General features: G+C 60.0%; 12 protein-coding genes. 5 read left to right on the forward strand and 7 right to left on the reverse strand.

All coding sequences use genetic code 11. From position 1 onward, the window contains the following. Nucleotides 1-15: 15 nt before the first annotated feature. The 4 genes from G518_RS0101985 to G518_RS0102000 all read left to right on the forward strand — a co-directional run bounded on the left by G518_RS0101985 (nucleotide 16) and on the right by G518_RS0102000 (nucleotide 2,967). Nucleotides 16-1,428, forward strand: coding sequence for a multicopper oxidase family protein (locus G518_RS0101985; protein WP_028601089.1), 1,413 nt, complete (start codon nucleotides 16-18; stop codon nucleotides 1,426-1,428). Between the two features lie 33 nt (nucleotides 1,429-1,461). Continuing rightward, nucleotides 1,462-1,959 (forward strand): cupredoxin domain-containing protein, encoded by a 498-nt coding sequence (locus G518_RS0101990; RefSeq protein WP_028601090.1) that lies wholly within the window; start codon nucleotides 1,462-1,464, stop codon nucleotides 1,957-1,959. Between the two features lie 77 nt (nucleotides 1,960-2,036). Further along, on the forward strand, nucleotides 2,037-2,378 hold the full coding sequence (locus G518_RS0101995) for a copper-binding protein (RefSeq protein WP_028601091.1): 342 nt from the start codon (nucleotides 2,037-2,039) through the stop codon (nucleotides 2,376-2,378). A gap of 85 nt (nucleotides 2,379-2,463) precedes the next feature. Then, nucleotides 2,464-2,967 (forward strand): c-type cytochrome, encoded by a 504-nt coding sequence (locus tag G518_RS0102000; RefSeq protein WP_028601092.1) that lies wholly within the window; start codon nucleotides 2,464-2,466, stop codon nucleotides 2,965-2,967. Here G518_RS0102000 and G518_RS33510 read toward each other — a convergent pair. From G518_RS33510 to ilvD, 7 genes are all read right to left on the reverse strand, one after another. Then, nucleotides 2,933-4,240, reverse strand: a complete 1,308-nt coding sequence (locus G518_RS33510) for a biosynthetic peptidoglycan transglycosylase (RefSeq protein ID WP_051235846.1) — start codon at nucleotides 4,238-4,240, stop codon at nucleotides 2,933-2,935. The genes G518_RS0102000 and G518_RS33510 overlap by 35 nt on opposite strands. A 32-nt stretch (nucleotides 4,241-4,272) precedes the next feature. Further along, nucleotides 4,273-4,875 carry a hypothetical protein gene (locus G518_RS0102010; RefSeq protein ID WP_028601093.1) on the reverse strand — a complete coding sequence of 201 codons (603 nt, stop codon included), beginning with the start codon at nucleotides 4,873-4,875 and terminating at the stop codon, nucleotides 4,273-4,275. A 19-nt stretch (nucleotides 4,876-4,894) separates the two neighbouring features. Beyond that, nucleotides 4,895-5,812 (reverse strand): exosortase Q, encoded by a 918-nt coding sequence (gene xrtQ, locus G518_RS0102015; RefSeq protein ID WP_028601094.1) that lies wholly within the window; start codon nucleotides 5,810-5,812, stop codon nucleotides 4,895-4,897. 6 nt (nucleotides 5,813-5,818) lie between these two features. After that, the gene (locus G518_RS0102020; protein ID WP_084651324.1) at nucleotides 5,819-7,894 is read right to left on the reverse strand and encodes a VIT and vWA domain-containing protein; all 2,076 of its coding nucleotides are present in this window, start codon (nucleotides 7,892-7,894) and stop codon (nucleotides 5,819-5,821) included. A gap of 1,085 nt (nucleotides 7,895-8,979) precedes the next feature. Continuing rightward, nucleotides 8,980-10,449, reverse strand: coding sequence for a two-component system sensor histidine kinase CreC (gene creC, locus G518_RS0102025; RefSeq protein WP_028601096.1), 1,470 nt, complete (start codon nucleotides 10,447-10,449; stop codon nucleotides 8,980-8,982). Next, nucleotides 10,446-11,267, reverse strand: coding sequence for a response regulator (locus tag G518_RS0102030; protein ID WP_245597870.1), 822 nt, complete (start codon nucleotides 11,265-11,267; stop codon nucleotides 10,446-10,448). Before G518_RS0102030 ends, creC begins: the two co-directional genes overlap by 4 nt. A gap of 136 nt (nucleotides 11,268-11,403) precedes the next feature. Further along, nucleotides 11,404-13,260 carry a dihydroxy-acid dehydratase gene (ilvD, locus tag G518_RS0102035; RefSeq protein WP_028601098.1) on the reverse strand — a complete coding sequence of 619 codons (1,857 nt, stop codon included), beginning with the start codon at nucleotides 13,258-13,260 and terminating at the stop codon, nucleotides 11,404-11,406. A gap of 214 nt (nucleotides 13,261-13,474) precedes the next feature. On the opposite strand from ilvD, the gene G518_RS0102040 reads away from it, so the two are divergent. Then, entirely contained in the window at nucleotides 13,475-14,386 is a 912-nt protein-coding gene (locus tag G518_RS0102040; protein ID WP_028601099.1) for a LysR family transcriptional regulator, read from the forward strand. The last annotated feature ends 37 nt before the right edge of the window (nucleotides 14,387-14,423 follow it).

Raw genomic sequence — 14,423 nt, forward strand, 5'->3', positions numbered from 1 at the left:
GCAGAAACGATTTCCATGACATCCAGAAGAGAGTTCTTCAAGTTCGCCGGTATAGCTGGTGGCGCTGTTGCAGTCAGCTCGGTCAGCCGGGTGGCTATGGCTGCACTGCCTGAGCCCATCACGCAAACCAGCCCGAACACCATGGCCCCACTGGTGCCTAGCTCTGGGCGCCCATATAACCCCGTGGTAACGCTTAACGGCTGGACCCTGCCCTGGCGTATGAACCAAGGTGTGAAGGAGTTTCACCTCGTCGCCGAGCCGGTAGTACGCGAAATGGCCCAGGGCTTCAAGGCCCATCTTTGGGGTTACAACGGCCAGAGCCCTGGCCCCACGATCGAGGTGGTGGAGGGAGACCGCGTGCGCATTTTCGTCACCAACAAGTTACCCGAGCACACGAGCATCCACTGGCATGGTCAGCGCCTGCCCAACGGCATGGATGGCGTTTCGGGCCTCACGCAGCCCGCAATTCAGCCTGGCAAGACGTTTGTCTACGAGTTTGTGGCGCGCCGCCCTGGCACTTTCATGTACCACCCGCACGCTGACGAGATGGTGCAAATGGCTATGGGCATGATGGGTTTCTGGGTCACCCACCCAAAAGCCAAGCACCCTTTGATTGATGAGGTGCAGCGGGATTTCTGTTTTCTGCTCAGCGCCTATGACATCGAACCAGGGGCCGCTACACCCAAGGTGGCAGAGATGACGGATTTCAATCTATGGACATGGAACAGCCGGGTCTTCCCCGGCATCGACTCTTTGAACGTGCGGCTTGATGACAAAGTTCGCATTCGTGTCGGCAATCTCACCATGACCAACCACCCGATGCACCTGCATGGGCACGAGTTCGTGGTGACTGGCACCGATGGCGGCCCCACACCCAAGAGCACTCGCTGGCATGAAGTCACCACGGATGTCGCTGTAGGTCAGATGCGCCAGCTTGAGTTCGTGGCTGATGAGGAAGGCGATTGGGCGTTCCACTGCCACAAGAGTCACCACACCATGAACGCCATGGGTCACGACGTCCCTACGCTCATTGGGGTGGATCACACCGGCCTTACCAAGAAAATCAATAAGCTCATTCCTGACTACATGGTGATGGGTGAGCGCGGTATGTCTGATATGGCTGAGATGGAAATGCCCATCCCGGACAACACGGTACCCATGATGAGTGGCCAGGGGCCGTTCGGATCAGTAGAAATGGGCGGAATGTTCAGCGTGCTGAAGGTGCGCAGAGAGCAAAAACCCGGTGACTACACAGATCCTGGCTGGTTCAAGCATCCGGCTGGCACGGTGGCGTATGAGTACACCGGCCCGATCGCTGAGCCCGCACGCTTTAGCGCTGAAGGCGGGCAGTCCATGCAGCGCGCACACAAGCCGGCATCGCCCACAGAAGTCAGGGTACGAAAACCTGGCTCACATGGCGCGCATTGATTTTTTTCATTCAATCTTCAACGAAAAAATCCCATGAAATTCACACGATCCACCATTCCTCTGGCCCTTGCGATGGCCGTGCTGGCCGCATCCGGTGCCGCGTTGGCCAGCGGCAATCACGGAGGCGGCCATGGTCATGGAGATAGCGGTGAAACAGCCATTGGCAAGCCTGGCGTTGCAGCCAATGCCAGCCGCACCATCACCATAGCCATGAGTGACAACATGCGTTTCACGCCATCAAGCATGCAGGTCAAACAAGGCGAAACCGTGCGTTTTATCGTCAAGAACACAGGGCAGGTCAAGCACGAACTCAGCCTGGGCACGCAAAAGGAATTGCTGGAGCATCTGGAGCAAATGAAGAAATTCCCTGACATGGAGCATGACGAACCCGGCAAGATCACGCTGCAGCCTGGCAAACAAGGCGAGATCGTCTGGCAATTCACCAAGGCGGGAACCGTGGACTTCGCCTGCCTGATACCAGGCCACTATGAGGCGGGCATGAAAGGCGCTATCAAGGTGGGCCGCAAGTAGGGCTATGAAGCGCCATCAGATGTAAGCCAACCATCTCGGTGCGGAACACAAGCACCAGCCAATCAACGACAACCGCCATGAAACCCATCCAACGTCTGCTCACTATTTCCGCACTGGCCATGGGCATCGCCCTGCCCATCGCTACCCACGCACAGGAAAATTCCAATTCAGGCCAAGCTACGGCGCCACCATCAGCATCGATGACCTACGGGGAGGTCAGAAGGATCCAGGCCGAAGAAGGCAAGATCACGCTCAAGCATGGGGAGATCAAGAACCTGGACATGCCCCCAATGACCATGGTCTTTACAGCCCGAGACAAAAAGCAGCTCACCACCCTCAAGCCCGGAGACAAAGTGCAATTCACAGTCATCCAGGAAGGTGGGAAGATGATCGTGACCGATATTCAGACCGCTCCTTGAGATACGCCGCGAACGCTTTGAACGGAGTGTCCGATGAGCCGACGACGGACCTCCGTGTGAGATGCTTGAGATCAAGGAAGTTGCAATGAAGATGAAGCCGCTAGCCCTGGGAGCCGCAGGTGTTCTGGCCTTGGTGCTAGCCGCGGGGGCGACCTATTTTTCCCTGAACGCCAGCAAGCAACAAGTCACGGCGTCGCTACACAGCCTGCGGCCCGATGACCCCCATGTGCTTCAAGTTGGCGCGAAGATCTACGCACAACAATGTGCGGCCTGCCATGGCGCCAAGGGCGAAGGCCAACCCAACTGGCGCGACCAGGGGCCCGATGGCCAGCTTCCGGCGCCCCCCCACGATCCCAGCGGGCACACCTGGCACCATCCCGATGAGCAACTCTTCGCCATCACCAAGCATGGACTCGCCCAGTTGATCAAACAACCCGGCTACCGCACAGCAATGCCCATTTACAGCGGCATACTGAACGACGATGAAATAGTAGCCGTGCTGTCATGGATCAAGGCGCAATGGCCACCCGAAATACGCCGCAGTCACGATGAAATCAATGCCCAGTACCGACAGTCCTTGTCACGCTGACTTGGTCTTTTACTGACACGTTGAGTTGTGCAGAAGCGAGCACCCTCAGCTCCTGGGTCAGCATGCGTTGTTGGGGCCTTGACACTCCGCGAACCTGCTCAGCCACCCACAGCAACCGGCCCGCACTGGCATCGTGCGCGGGATTGCGCAATATGGCGGCCAGGGTAACGGATTGGCGCGCGTCGATCTGTTTGGCAGATACGCCGAAATAATGCCTCGCGGCTGCATCGGCGCCGCAAACCAGTTGGCCTTCTACCGTTTGGCCCCAGGGAGCCAGATTCAGGTAGAGCTGAAGAATGCGCGCCTTGCCCAGGCTTTGCTCAATCTCGACGGCGTACAGCAGTTCACGCACTTTGCGTGTCAGCGTGCGTTCACCCCCCGCCACCATCAATTTAGCAACCTGCTGAGTCAAGGTGCTTCCACCGCGCCGGATGGTTGCGTTCCGCTCGTTGATCGCCAGCGAAGCCTGAAGCTCCTCCAGGTCGTAACCTGGGTGTTCGTAAAAGCGCTGGTCTTCAGCAGCCACTACCGCTCGCGCCAACCAACCACGCGCATCGAGCTTATGGCTAGGGCCACAAGACGAACGGGCGTGCGCCCAGGTTTCGGTGCCCAGGCCACTGACAGCCAGCCCCTGCACTTGCGGAGTCAGCTCAAACCTTCCTGAAGGCAATTGCACACGGGCGGTGGCAGCCACATGACCTTCTATATGTGCCACGCGAAGCTCCGCAAGCCCCGGCGCCAACAAGGCCACCCAATGGCGTGCCGGCGCATCAGGCCACCGCATCGTCACATCCCACCCTGGGCCATGACGGCGGGCCTGCCACTTCGCGCTCACAATGGCTCGCTCACCCTGCGGAGACTCAGAGGCGAGCAGCAGTTGGCCTTGCAGCCGGTCTACGCCCTCCCCACGGGACAAAGCGATCTGCGCTGCGGGCACCCTCAGCCGCTCCTGCCCCAATGCGGCCGGCACGGGAAACGTACATGGCTCGCAGTGCAAGGTCAGCACCGGCTCCGGGCCTTCTACCCCGGCGGGCTTCCATCCCAAAGTGATGAAGCCAATGCGGCTAGGCACACGCACCCCATCAAGCACCTGGCCAATCCACGGCGTGGTCGCCAGCCACACAAGCTGCGGCACGCTGGCCTCCATCTTGAGCGGGCCACGCCCTACCCTGACAGACCACTCATCGGCCTTGGGCGCCAGCGCGATGCGCGCGGCGCCCCATAACATAGCCAGCAATGTTGCGGGGATCAACAGCGAGCAAATCAGAATCACGAGGAATCTGAATCGGGACTTTGTCGACTTGTTCATACAGCCCCCGCAGCCAGCGCACGCGTGACGGTGACCGCGCGCCACGGGCCTTTAGATTGCCCCATGGTGGCGGCCCAGTACCATGCCGAAGTATCTGCAAAGCGTTGACCATTGGCGTCTTCTATCTGCTCGCATACCCTCAGCGCAACGCCTTCCTTGCGAGCAATGAAGCAGCGCTGAAGGCCGCTGCCGAGAGATTCTTCCGAAACCATTGCCACCGTAGTCATCGCAGATTGAGCAGGCGTACTTTCCAGGTGCTCGCCTTCTATGCGGTAACCCAGAGCACGGTAGCAATCCGCAGCGGGATGCAACATGCGCGTGGGGGCAGTGACATCTCTCAACACAATGATCTGACGCTCATCGGTCAAACGCGTGATACGGCCGGGAAATCGATCGGCAAAGCGCCGCTCCACAGCAGACAAAGCCAGAGGCCGCACGATGGCCCCCTCCCACTGCTGCGGTACCTCCACAGCCTGCATGGCAGGTGAAGGTACCACCTCACGGGCACTCGAGAATGCGCCTGCCAACGCACACGCCAGCATGGCGCAACCGAACATAACTTTGCCCAGCACCCGATTCTGAAAAGTGTTCTCTATCATGCTGATCTCCTACGTTCGATTAGCGGCTACCTGAAGGCCTTGGTTCGGCACTGACAGGCCGCCCCATCAACAGAGCGATGGCACCACACGCCACCGCCAACGCCAATAATCCAATGCCCTGATGGACCATCTGAGAAGATGCATTTCCAGTGGCTTCCAGCGCGACCAACGCGGTGTTGCGCAGCACATTGCCGGCTAACACCGTAAGGCCCACCAGCGGAAGGCGCAAAGCGAAGCCGCGGTTGCTTTGCCCTTTGAACAGCGCTACGGCGCACGCCGTAAAGTAACCCGCCCAGGCCATCTGCACACCGGAGCACGGCGCATCGACAATGACCAGACGCCCATCCACCAGCAGACTGCCGCCTTCGCGCTGCACAGAGAACGCCACGCTCAGCAACCAACGACTAGCCTCGGCGGTGAGCACGCGCAGCGGGTAACCCGCGTAGAACTGCAGCGAGGCAATGAGTGGCAGTGCCAACACCGCAAGCCCCAGCACAGGCACCGCAGCGACGATGTGGCGCGAGGCGGGCCAAAGCACGCCATTGCGGGCTTGCATGGCGCCGCGGCGCACCGAGGGCATGAACGCCAGCAGTCCGCAGGCCCAGCTGGTGATCGCCAGCAAGCTGGTGGCCAGCGGGGTAACTTCCCCTCGCATGGAGGTAGCCGCCAACGTACCCACCAAAGCCACTGCCATCCAGGACAGGCGTGGTGAAGAGCGCAACTGACCACGCACAGACCACAACAGTACTCCCAGTGCTGCAAGTGCCAACAAACCCAGTGGATCGTCGGAGCCGTCCGCTACGCGTGCAATCATCCAGCGCCAGGTGGGCCAGAGCGCGGCAGCTTGCAGCCCAAGCCACACCCATGCTGGCGCGCGGTCAATACGCATGGCGTTGCGAAGAATGGGCGCGTGGCGCAGTAGAAGAGATGAGCTCATGGCAGTTCAACCAGTGAACGCCCGGCGCTCACGCCTGCGAGCCATCTGTGCGCCAAGCACCGCAAGTACTACCAGCATCGCTGCCCAGGTCTCAGGCTCAGGGGTGCTGCTGACATCAGCGCCCAGGGCACTGGCTTCGCCCACAGCCAGATCACTCACACCTTCGGGCATTGGGCTGGGCTGGTTCGCGGTGGCGCCTTGCCCGCCTGGATTGCGCACCACCTTGTCCACTGCGATGAAGCTGGTGTACTGGGTAAGCAGGTTGTAGTCCAAGCCCAGGCGGGTGATAGCCGCCTTTTGCGCGTCGCCGCCCGTCAAGGCTTCTTCATCGCTCAGGCCAGCAATGCGGTGGCGCGCCCAAAGGTAGCGCAGCGCGGTGGTGCTGCTGTCAATTCCTTGCAGATCGATAGGCAAAGTCTGCTGATACGCACCGCTGGCAGCGCGGCCTTCGATCAGCAACTTGGGGTTTGCCGATTTACTGGTCTCGCGCCACTTGCCGAACACGATGACGGGGCGCTCTGCCAATACGTCGGGCAAGACCTGGGGTTCCACGTCGTACACATCCAGGCCTTCAAAGCGTGCCTTCACACTGGTAAGCACAGGAGATTCAATCATGCGGCGAAAGCGTTCAGCCTGAGCCTTGGCTTCGCTCGGCTGGGTGACGATGAACGGCTCACCCATACCAGCGCGGGCCAAGCCTTCCATCAGGTGGCGGTTCACCGAAGATCCGATGCCAAAGGCGAATACGTTGGCCTGCCCAAGTTGCTTGCGCACCAGTGCAAAGGCTTCGCTTTCCACGGTGACATAGCCATCCGTGACTACAACCACGGTGCGCGAAAGGTCAGCCGGCTTGGGTTCTGCGTAAACGCGGCGCAACGCCGGGAGCAACTCAGTCGACCCACCGCCGCCCATCTGCTCGATAGTCCGGATAGCCGCGTTGACATTCGCAGGGGTGGCCGGCACCGATTGCGGTGCCAGGAACCGGTTGCTGCCTGAAAACAGCAACACATTGAAGGTGTCACTGGCTTTCAGGTTGCCCAGGAGCTGGCGCATCAAGGCCTTGGTGGTGTCCAGTGGAAAGCCATGCATGGAACCAGAGATATCCACCACGAAGACATAGTCGCGCGGCGTGATCGCTGCTTGCGGTACGGCCTTGGGCGGTTGCACCATGGCAATGAAGAAGTTCTCCTTTTCCCCCCTTTGCAGCAGCACGCCGGACTGAATTTGCGCGCCCGCCAGGCGGTAATCGAGAATGAAGTCGCGGTTATTGCTCTTGCTCACGCCGCGCGAGGCGCTGCCAGCCAGTTGCACGCTGGCGCGCTGCCCATTCATCTCTGTGTCGATGGAGTGGCTGGGGGAGCGCACTTCCTGGATGCCAATAGGGCTTGCCAGGTTGACCTTGAGGTCGAAAGCGCTGGCGCTTGGCTGATTGCTGCGCAAGACCGCCTGGGCCGGAAAAGACTCCGCGACCGCGCTACCTGCAGCGCCTGCGTAACGTGGGCCTACCACGGTAGGAAAGACGAACTGATATTGCCCCTCTTCCGGGACGAGCAGCTCGTTGTAGCGCAGCTCCACCTGCACGTCATCGCCAGGCAGGATGTTGGCCACATTCATCTGAAACACATTGGGCCGATGCTGTTCCAGCAAGGCTGCGGTCTTGCCCGCGCGTTTGGCCTCGTCGTATTCCACCCGAGCCTGTTGTTTCTCGCGGATCTGAGCGACCACCAGGCGATCACCCACACGCACGTTCAAGCCGTTGACCGCAGCACGCGTGGAACCCGGGAAGATGTACTTCGCTTCAATAGGCGTCGTACCTTCGTTCTTATAGGTCTGAGTTACCACCACGTCGGCGATCACACCGCTGATGTTCACTTTGACATCTGTGCGCTTGAGCGGTAGCGCCTCTACACCGGCTTGCGCGCCCTGGACAAAGAAGTACGGGCTTTCAGCCTTGGCCGGTGCGTCCGTCGAAGCACGAGCGGACGGCGCCAAGAGCACAAAGGCCGTCAGTGCCAAATGCCAGGTGAGCCGCTGGGCCAAAACGACGGAGGCGGACTTAACAATGAGTGCGGCAGTGCGCATGGGGTCTTCCTTTCAGTAGTGAGCTTCTATGTCCGCTACTGTGCAAATCGGCTTCGAAGGAGCTATGAAGCCTGCGAGAAGACGCCAGGAAAATTGCGCAAGGTTTGGGCGCTGTGTGAAGTCTGTGTGAAGTCTGGGTGAAAGCGAGCGGGGATTGCTTTACTCCCTTTCCCGCTCGCGGGAGAGCCTGATGCAAGCGCGCTTGCCGACTTGAGCCCCAGAACCCGAGGCTGCGAGCTGGTTTTACCCCCTCTCCCGCTTGCGGGAGAGGGTTGGGGTGAGGGCAAGCGGCGGTTGATTTAGACGCTGCGGATGCGAATTGCCTTCTGCTCTTTTCTTGAGGTCGGAGGCCGGGAGTTGCGCCCGGCAGCGCACCTACTTGTTCTTTGCTTCGCCACCGGAGCGCCGGCCGAAGAAAAGTAGGCAAAAGAAAGGCGACCCCAAGTCCGTGTCCCTGCGCTGCGCTCCGGGCACCCTCCGGTGCTCGGTCAACGGGCGGTGCGGCAGAACTCGCTTCGTTCGCTTCGCTCTCTACCCTCAAACAGCTGCCGCAAGCTAGTTCTTGAAGCAAGAGCATCTTTCAGTGCTCTTGCCCGCCCCCGGATGGCCGGCCCCTTGACCTGCGCTCCTCGGCACGGCCTCAAGGGGTGGGATACCCACTCGGGCCATTGCTGCGCTCGGCCCTCAGAGTGCTCGTCGTTCCCAATCAGGAAAGAAAAATTCAAGGCTTTGACCAAGCCGGCCTCTAGCAACACGTTCACGATCCGCGCAGGTTCATATATTCATCTCTACATGAAAAATCAGCGCTTTATCAGGGTTCTTGGGTAGGGCTGGCAGCGTCGCTGGGATCACCACGCTTCGTTCAAGCACCGCGTCGTCAGCTTTTTAGTGATCTTTGGTGCCACTGATGAGCTTAGTCCACATGGATACGCCGCCTACCCTCACCGGTTGGCCGACCCCGCCCAACCTTCTCCCGCAAGCGGGAGAGGGCGCAAAAACCAGACGCCCACCTCAAAGAGAAGGGTAAAAACCACCCGCCCCCCTCTTAGGGCAGATGAATTAAGAACGACCTCGATCGCTCGCTCTCAGACCTTCATCAACGGCAGCCGCAACACCGCCAGCGCCCCCGGAGTATCCCCAGCATTCCCAAGCGCAATACTCCCCTGATGCAGCGTAGCAATCTCCCGCACAAACGCCAGCCCCAACCCCGTACTGCGCTTCCCCGAACCAGGCCGCGCCAGCGAAAAGAACTTCTCGAACACCTTGCCTTCAGCGAAGACAGGCACACCCGGCCCGTGATCACGCACATCAATTCGCGCCATCCGACCTTCACGCGCCAGAGTGAGCAAGATGTCAGGTTCAGAGCCCCCGGAAGGCGTCGAGAACCCCACCGCGTTGTCCAGCAGGTTGCCAATCGCACGGCGCAGCAAGAACGGATCCCCCTCCACCACCAGCTCCGCATCAATACGCACCTCAATTCGCAGTGCCGGCGCCTGATGGCGCGCACCACCCGCCAGCTCATGCAGTAGCGGCGCCAAATCTACTGGCTGCTGGTCTTGGAGCAACCGGCGGCTCTCCAGTGCGGTGAGCTCCATCATGCGGTCCACCACTTCTTGCAAGCGGTGGGTCTCGCGCGCAATATTGGCGGTGAATCGCTGCCGCTGCTCGGGCGGCATGCCGGGCTCTTGCAGCAGCTCTGCAGCGCCACGAATGGCAGAGATAGGACTTTTCAGCTCGTGCGTGAGCTGCTCCACATACTCTTGCACATAGTTGCGCCCGGCAATAGCGTCTCGCACCTCCTGCGCTGCTGCGCGCGTTTGCGCACGCACGGCACGCCAGGCCCGGCGTGGGCTGAAATGGCGTCTGCCCTCAGGGTCACGCCACCACGCCGTGCGCAGCGCCGCCAGCAGATCGCTGGTAATGCCTAGTGGGCGAATCAGCAGGAAGGATAAAACGCAAGCCAGCAGCAACACCGAAAAGGCCGAGGCCACGCCCACCGAGATGATGTTGCCCCGCGCCGCAGAGACAAACTGCTCCAGGCTCTGCACCGGCTTGCCGATGACCACAGCACCTACGATCTCACCCTCCCATCGGATAGGTGCGCCCACATACATCACACTGCTGTGCGGGTCCTGCGGCACATCACGCGTAGTGCGAGAACCATATTCACCGCGCAGGGTGTAGCTCACGTCTCGCCAGGTTGAATAATCCTTGCCGAAGTCTCGCCCAGTGGAGTCATACACCACGATGCCGTGGCGATTGGTCACGTAGGCGCGCAAGTCCACGCGGGTCTTGTGCAAGCTGTAAACCTGGGCCGAGAAGCGTCTGGCGTATAAATCCCGGAAAATGCCGGCGATGCGATCTGCAGGCAACGCGCCCTGCTCTACATCCTGCTCAATCACGGTCGCCAGCAGCTGCGCGGTCTCCACGAGCCCCTCCTCGGCCGATTCCCGGTACCGAGGATCCAGATCACCCAACAGTTGGTAGAGCAGCGCCGCCATACCGATGGCGTAGACCACCACCAGCGCAAGGAAAATTCGGGTTCGACGGCTCACTTCAGCGCATATCCGATGCCGCGAAGGGTGCGGATGGGATCTTCGTCATCGCGCACTGATCGCAGCTTGGCGCGCAAGGTCTTGATGTGCGCGTCCACGGTGCGATCGAAACTCTCACCCGGGTCATCCCACACGCGTTCCAGCAATTCATTGCGTGTGAACACGCGGCCAGGCCGTTGCATCAGCGCAGCCAGCAGTCCGTATTCGTAGCGAGACAGGTTCAGAGCTTCGCCGTGGTAATGGATCAAACGGCACTCTTCGTCCAGCATGAAAGCGCCAGTGGGTGCTGCGCCGTCCATCCGGATCGGCGCGGAGCCATCCGCTCCGGTCGCCGGAGTGTCTTCAGTCTTGACGACGGGCACTGTCTGAGGGGCAGGCGCTGGAATTGAGTCTGAATTTGAAGAAATGCGCTGGCTGCGGCGCAAGATCGTGCGTACTCGCGCCACCAGTTCACGCGGTGAGAACGGCTTGGCAATGTAGTCATCCGCGCCCAGCTCCAACCCCACCACCCGGTCAATCTCGCTCGCGCGTGCAGTAAGAAAAAGCATGGGCACTGCCTTGCCACCCGGCAATTCCTGCAGGCGGCGCAGCAGTTCGAAGCCATTCATGTCTGGAAGGCCGACATCCAGAATCGCCAGCGCGGGTGGCCGTTCGGCAAAGCGCTCCATGGCTTGGCGCGCGCTCACGCAGACTTCGGGTAAGAAGCCGTCAGACGACAGCGCATAGTGGATGGTCTCGGCAATACCGGGTTCGTCTTCCACCACCAGAATCAAGGGCAACTCACCATGCATGCGGAGCGATTCTAGGCTCAATGTCATTCAGTTAGCCTGCGGGAATGGAGCTTCTAACTGAATTGAATCTCCACCGACTTTTTCCCGTCAGTTGTTTCACCGAAGCCGAGCTTCCCAGGCTGGGCGGCACAGGGAGAACTGAGTCTCCCCGCTACGCTCCAGCTTAGTCCAGCAGAGACAAGTCCCGCACCGCACCCTTGTCCGCAGACATCACCAGCTTGGCATAGGCCTTCAGTGCAGCTGAAACCTTGCGAGGGCGTGCCTCAACCGGCTTCCAACCTTTGGCGTCTTGCTCTGCACGGCGTTTAGCCAGTTCCTCATCACTCACCAACACATCAATCGTGCGATTGGGAATGTCGATACGGATGCGGTCGCCATTTCTCACCAGGCCAATAGCCCCTCCTGCCGCTGCCTCTGGCGAGCAGTGGCCGATGGAAAGGCCAGAAGTACCGCCTGAGAAACGCCCGTCAGTCAGCAGCGCGCAAGCTTTGCCCAGACCTTTGGATTTGATGTAGCTCGTGGGGTAGAGCATCTCTTGCATACCAGGGCCACCTTTGGGACCTTCGTAGCGCACCACAACCACATCACCTGCCTTCACTTCATCGGCCAGGATGTGGGCAACAGCCTCATCCTGAGACTCGACCACATGGGCCGGGCCCTCAAACACCAGAATGGATTCGTCCACACCCGCAGTCTTCACCACGCAGCCATTCAGTGCAATATTGCCGGTGAGCACGGCCAGGCCCCCCTCCTTGCTGAAAGCGTGTTCGTAGGAACGGATGCAACCATCTTCGCGGTCCACGTCCAGGCTGGGCCAGCGGGTGCTTTGGCTAAAGGCCACTTGAGTTGGGATGCCCGCAGGACCAGCCATGAAGAAGGTCTTCACAGCTTCGTCATTCGTGCGCGTGATGTCCCATTGCTCCAGCGCTTCGCCCATGGTCTTGGCGTGCACGGTGGGCACATCGGTATGCAGCTTGCCTGCGCGCTCGAGTTCACCCAGGATGGACATGATGCCGCCCGCACGGTGAACATCTTCCACGTGGTACTTGTTGGTATTGGGAGCCACCTTGCACAACTGAGGCACGGTGCGAGAGAGGCGATCGATATCGGTCATTCCGAAGTCGATTTCTGCCTCCTGCGCAATCGCCAGCAAATGCAGAATGGTGTTGGTTGAACCGCCCATGGCGATATCCAGGGTCATCGCGTTCTCGAACGCCTTGAAACCCATGGAGCGCGGCAAGATGGATTCGTCGTCCTTCTCGTAGTACTGCTGAGCCAACCCCACAATGCGGCGACCAGCGCGTTTGAAGAGCTGCTCGCGGTCTGAATGCGTAGCCACCACCGTGCCATTGCCGGGCAGCGCCAGGCCAAGCGCTTCGGTCAGGCAGTTCATGGAGTTCGCTGTGAACATACCCGAGCAAGAGCCGCAGGTGGGGCAGGCAGAGCGCTCCACCTCAGCCAGATCCGCATCGCTGACCTTGTCATCCGCGGCCATCACCATGGCATCGATCAGATCCAGCTTCTTGAATTGAATGGTCGCCGACTCTGGCACCGCCAGACGCACCTTGCCAGCCTCCATAGGCCCGCCGGAGACAAACACCACAGGAATGTTCAGCCGCATGGCGGCCATCAACATACCGGGGGTGATCTTGTCGCAGTTGGAGATACAAACCATGGCATCAGCGCAGTGCGCGTTGACCATATATTCCACGCTGTCGGCAATGATGTCGCGGCTTGGCAGCGAATACAGCATGCCGTCATGGCCCATCGCGATGCCATCATCCACCGCAATCGTGTTGAATTCCTTGGCCACACCACCTGCCGCCTCAATTTCACGGGCGACGAGCTGGCCCAGGTCCTTCAGATGCACGTGGCCGGGTACAAACTGGGTGAAAGAGTTGACGACCGCAATGATGGGCTTGGAGAAATCCTCGTCCTTCATGCCGGTGGCACGCCACAGTGAACGGGCACCAGCCATGTTGCGGCCAGCGGTGGAAGTCTTGGAACGGTAAGCAGGCATCGTGGTTTTTTGAATGGTTGTAAAAAGGCTCTCGGTCTCGGTCTCGGTCTCGGTCTCGGTCTCGGTCTCGGTCTTACTCTAAGGCTTCTCTCTTCACTTCCCCCTCTTCCCCGGCGGAGAAAAGACAGAAACCAGAGTTGCCAAGCGTCGAGTATGGAACGATCCGCTAATTTGATCCAATACCTTTAAAGATCTCGACTAATATGTTTTACATATGAGTCTACCCTTGATCGACATCCGGGCCTGGCGGCAATTCATCATGGTGGCTGATGAATTGCACTTTGGCCGCGCCGCCCAGCGCCTCAATATGACCCAGCCTCCGCTGACCCAGGCCATTGCTGGCCTGGAGCGGCAATTGGGTGTTCGGTTGTTCGATCGCACCAAACGCAGCGTGCAACTTACCCCTGCCGGGGCAGCGCTACTGCCGCAAGCGCAGGATCTGGTGGCCAGAGCATTGGCCCTTCCAGAGCAAGCCCGAGCAGCGGCCAGCGGCGAGGTGGGGCGCCTTCGCCTTGCTTTTGTTTCCACGGTGGGGTTTGGCGGATTGCCAGGCTGGGTTAGAAATTTCCGTGCCACAAGCCCTGGCGTGCGGCTGGAATTGACCGAGGCCACTGGGGACGTTCAGCTGCGTCTGCTGCGCGAGGGGCGCATAGATGCCGGCATCGTGTTGCATGCCCACGAGGAGCCAGCCCCGCTGGGCATTACACGCCAGATGATCGGTCAGGAGCCGCTTTGGTTAGCCCTTCCCCAGGCCCATCCGTTGGCAAAAACGGCCAACTTGGCCTTCGAGCAGGTCGCCCGGGAGCCCTTGGTGTTGTTTCCTCGCGCCATTTTGCCGGCTATCTACGACGGGCTTCTGGCCTGCTACGCCGCAGTGGGCAGGGCCCTGAATGTGGAGCAGGAGGCCATTCAGATGCAGACCATTGTCAACCTGGTATCTGCAGAACTGGGCTTGGCCTGGGTACCGCAAAGTGTCAGTCAATTACAGCGCGCAGGCGTCGTGTACCGCGGGTTGCAGGAAGCCCCCTTCCTTCCTGTTTGCGAAACCAGTGTGATGTGGATGTCCAGCCAGGAAACACCGGTACTAAGCAGGTGGCTGCAGGTAGTCCGGGAAACGAGTTCCTGATCCGCCGCCAAAGCGCCTGCCACCATGAGAAAATGAT

Origin of the sequence: Ottowia thiooxydans DSM 14619 (assembly GCF_000422885.1) — a bacterium.
GTDB lineage: Bacteria > Pseudomonadota > Gammaproteobacteria > Burkholderiales > Burkholderiaceae_C > Ottowia > Ottowia thiooxydans.

Bases quoted from the DNA above. Each gene is read 5' to 3' on its own strand.
- G518_RS0101985 (WP_028601089.1), top strand. From the start codon at position 16: ATGACATCCAGAAGAGAGTTCTTCAAGTTCGCCGGTATAGCTGGTGGC.
- G518_RS0101990 (WP_028601090.1), top strand. From the start codon at position 1,462: ATGAAATTCACACGATCCACCATTCCTCTGGCCCTTGCGATGGCCGTG.
- G518_RS0101995 (WP_028601091.1), top strand. From the start codon at position 2,037: ATGAAACCCATCCAACGTCTGCTCACTATTTCCGCACTGGCCATGGGC.
- G518_RS0102000 (WP_028601092.1), top strand. From the start codon at position 2,464: ATGAAGATGAAGCCGCTAGCCCTGGGAGCCGCAGGTGTTCTGGCCTTG.
- G518_RS0102010 (WP_028601093.1), bottom strand. From the start codon at position 4,875: ATGATAGAGAACACTTTTCAGAATCGGGTGCTGGGCAAAGTTATGTTC.
- xrtQ (WP_028601094.1), bottom strand. From the start codon at position 5,812: ATGAGCTCATCTCTTCTACTGCGCCACGCGCCCATTCTTCGCAACGCC.
- G518_RS0102020 (WP_084651324.1), bottom strand. From the start codon at position 7,894: ATGCGCACTGCCGCACTCATTGTTAAGTCCGCCTCCGTCGTTTTGGCC.
- G518_RS0102030 (WP_245597870.1), bottom strand. From the start codon at position 11,267: ATGACATTGAGCCTAGAATCGCTCCGCATGCATGGTGAGTTGCCCTTG.
- ilvD (WP_028601098.1), bottom strand. From the start codon at position 13,260: ATGCCTGCTTACCGTTCCAAGACTTCCACCGCTGGCCGCAACATGGCT.
- G518_RS0102040 (WP_028601099.1), top strand. From the start codon at position 13,475: ATGAGTCTACCCTTGATCGACATCCGGGCCTGGCGGCAATTCATCATG.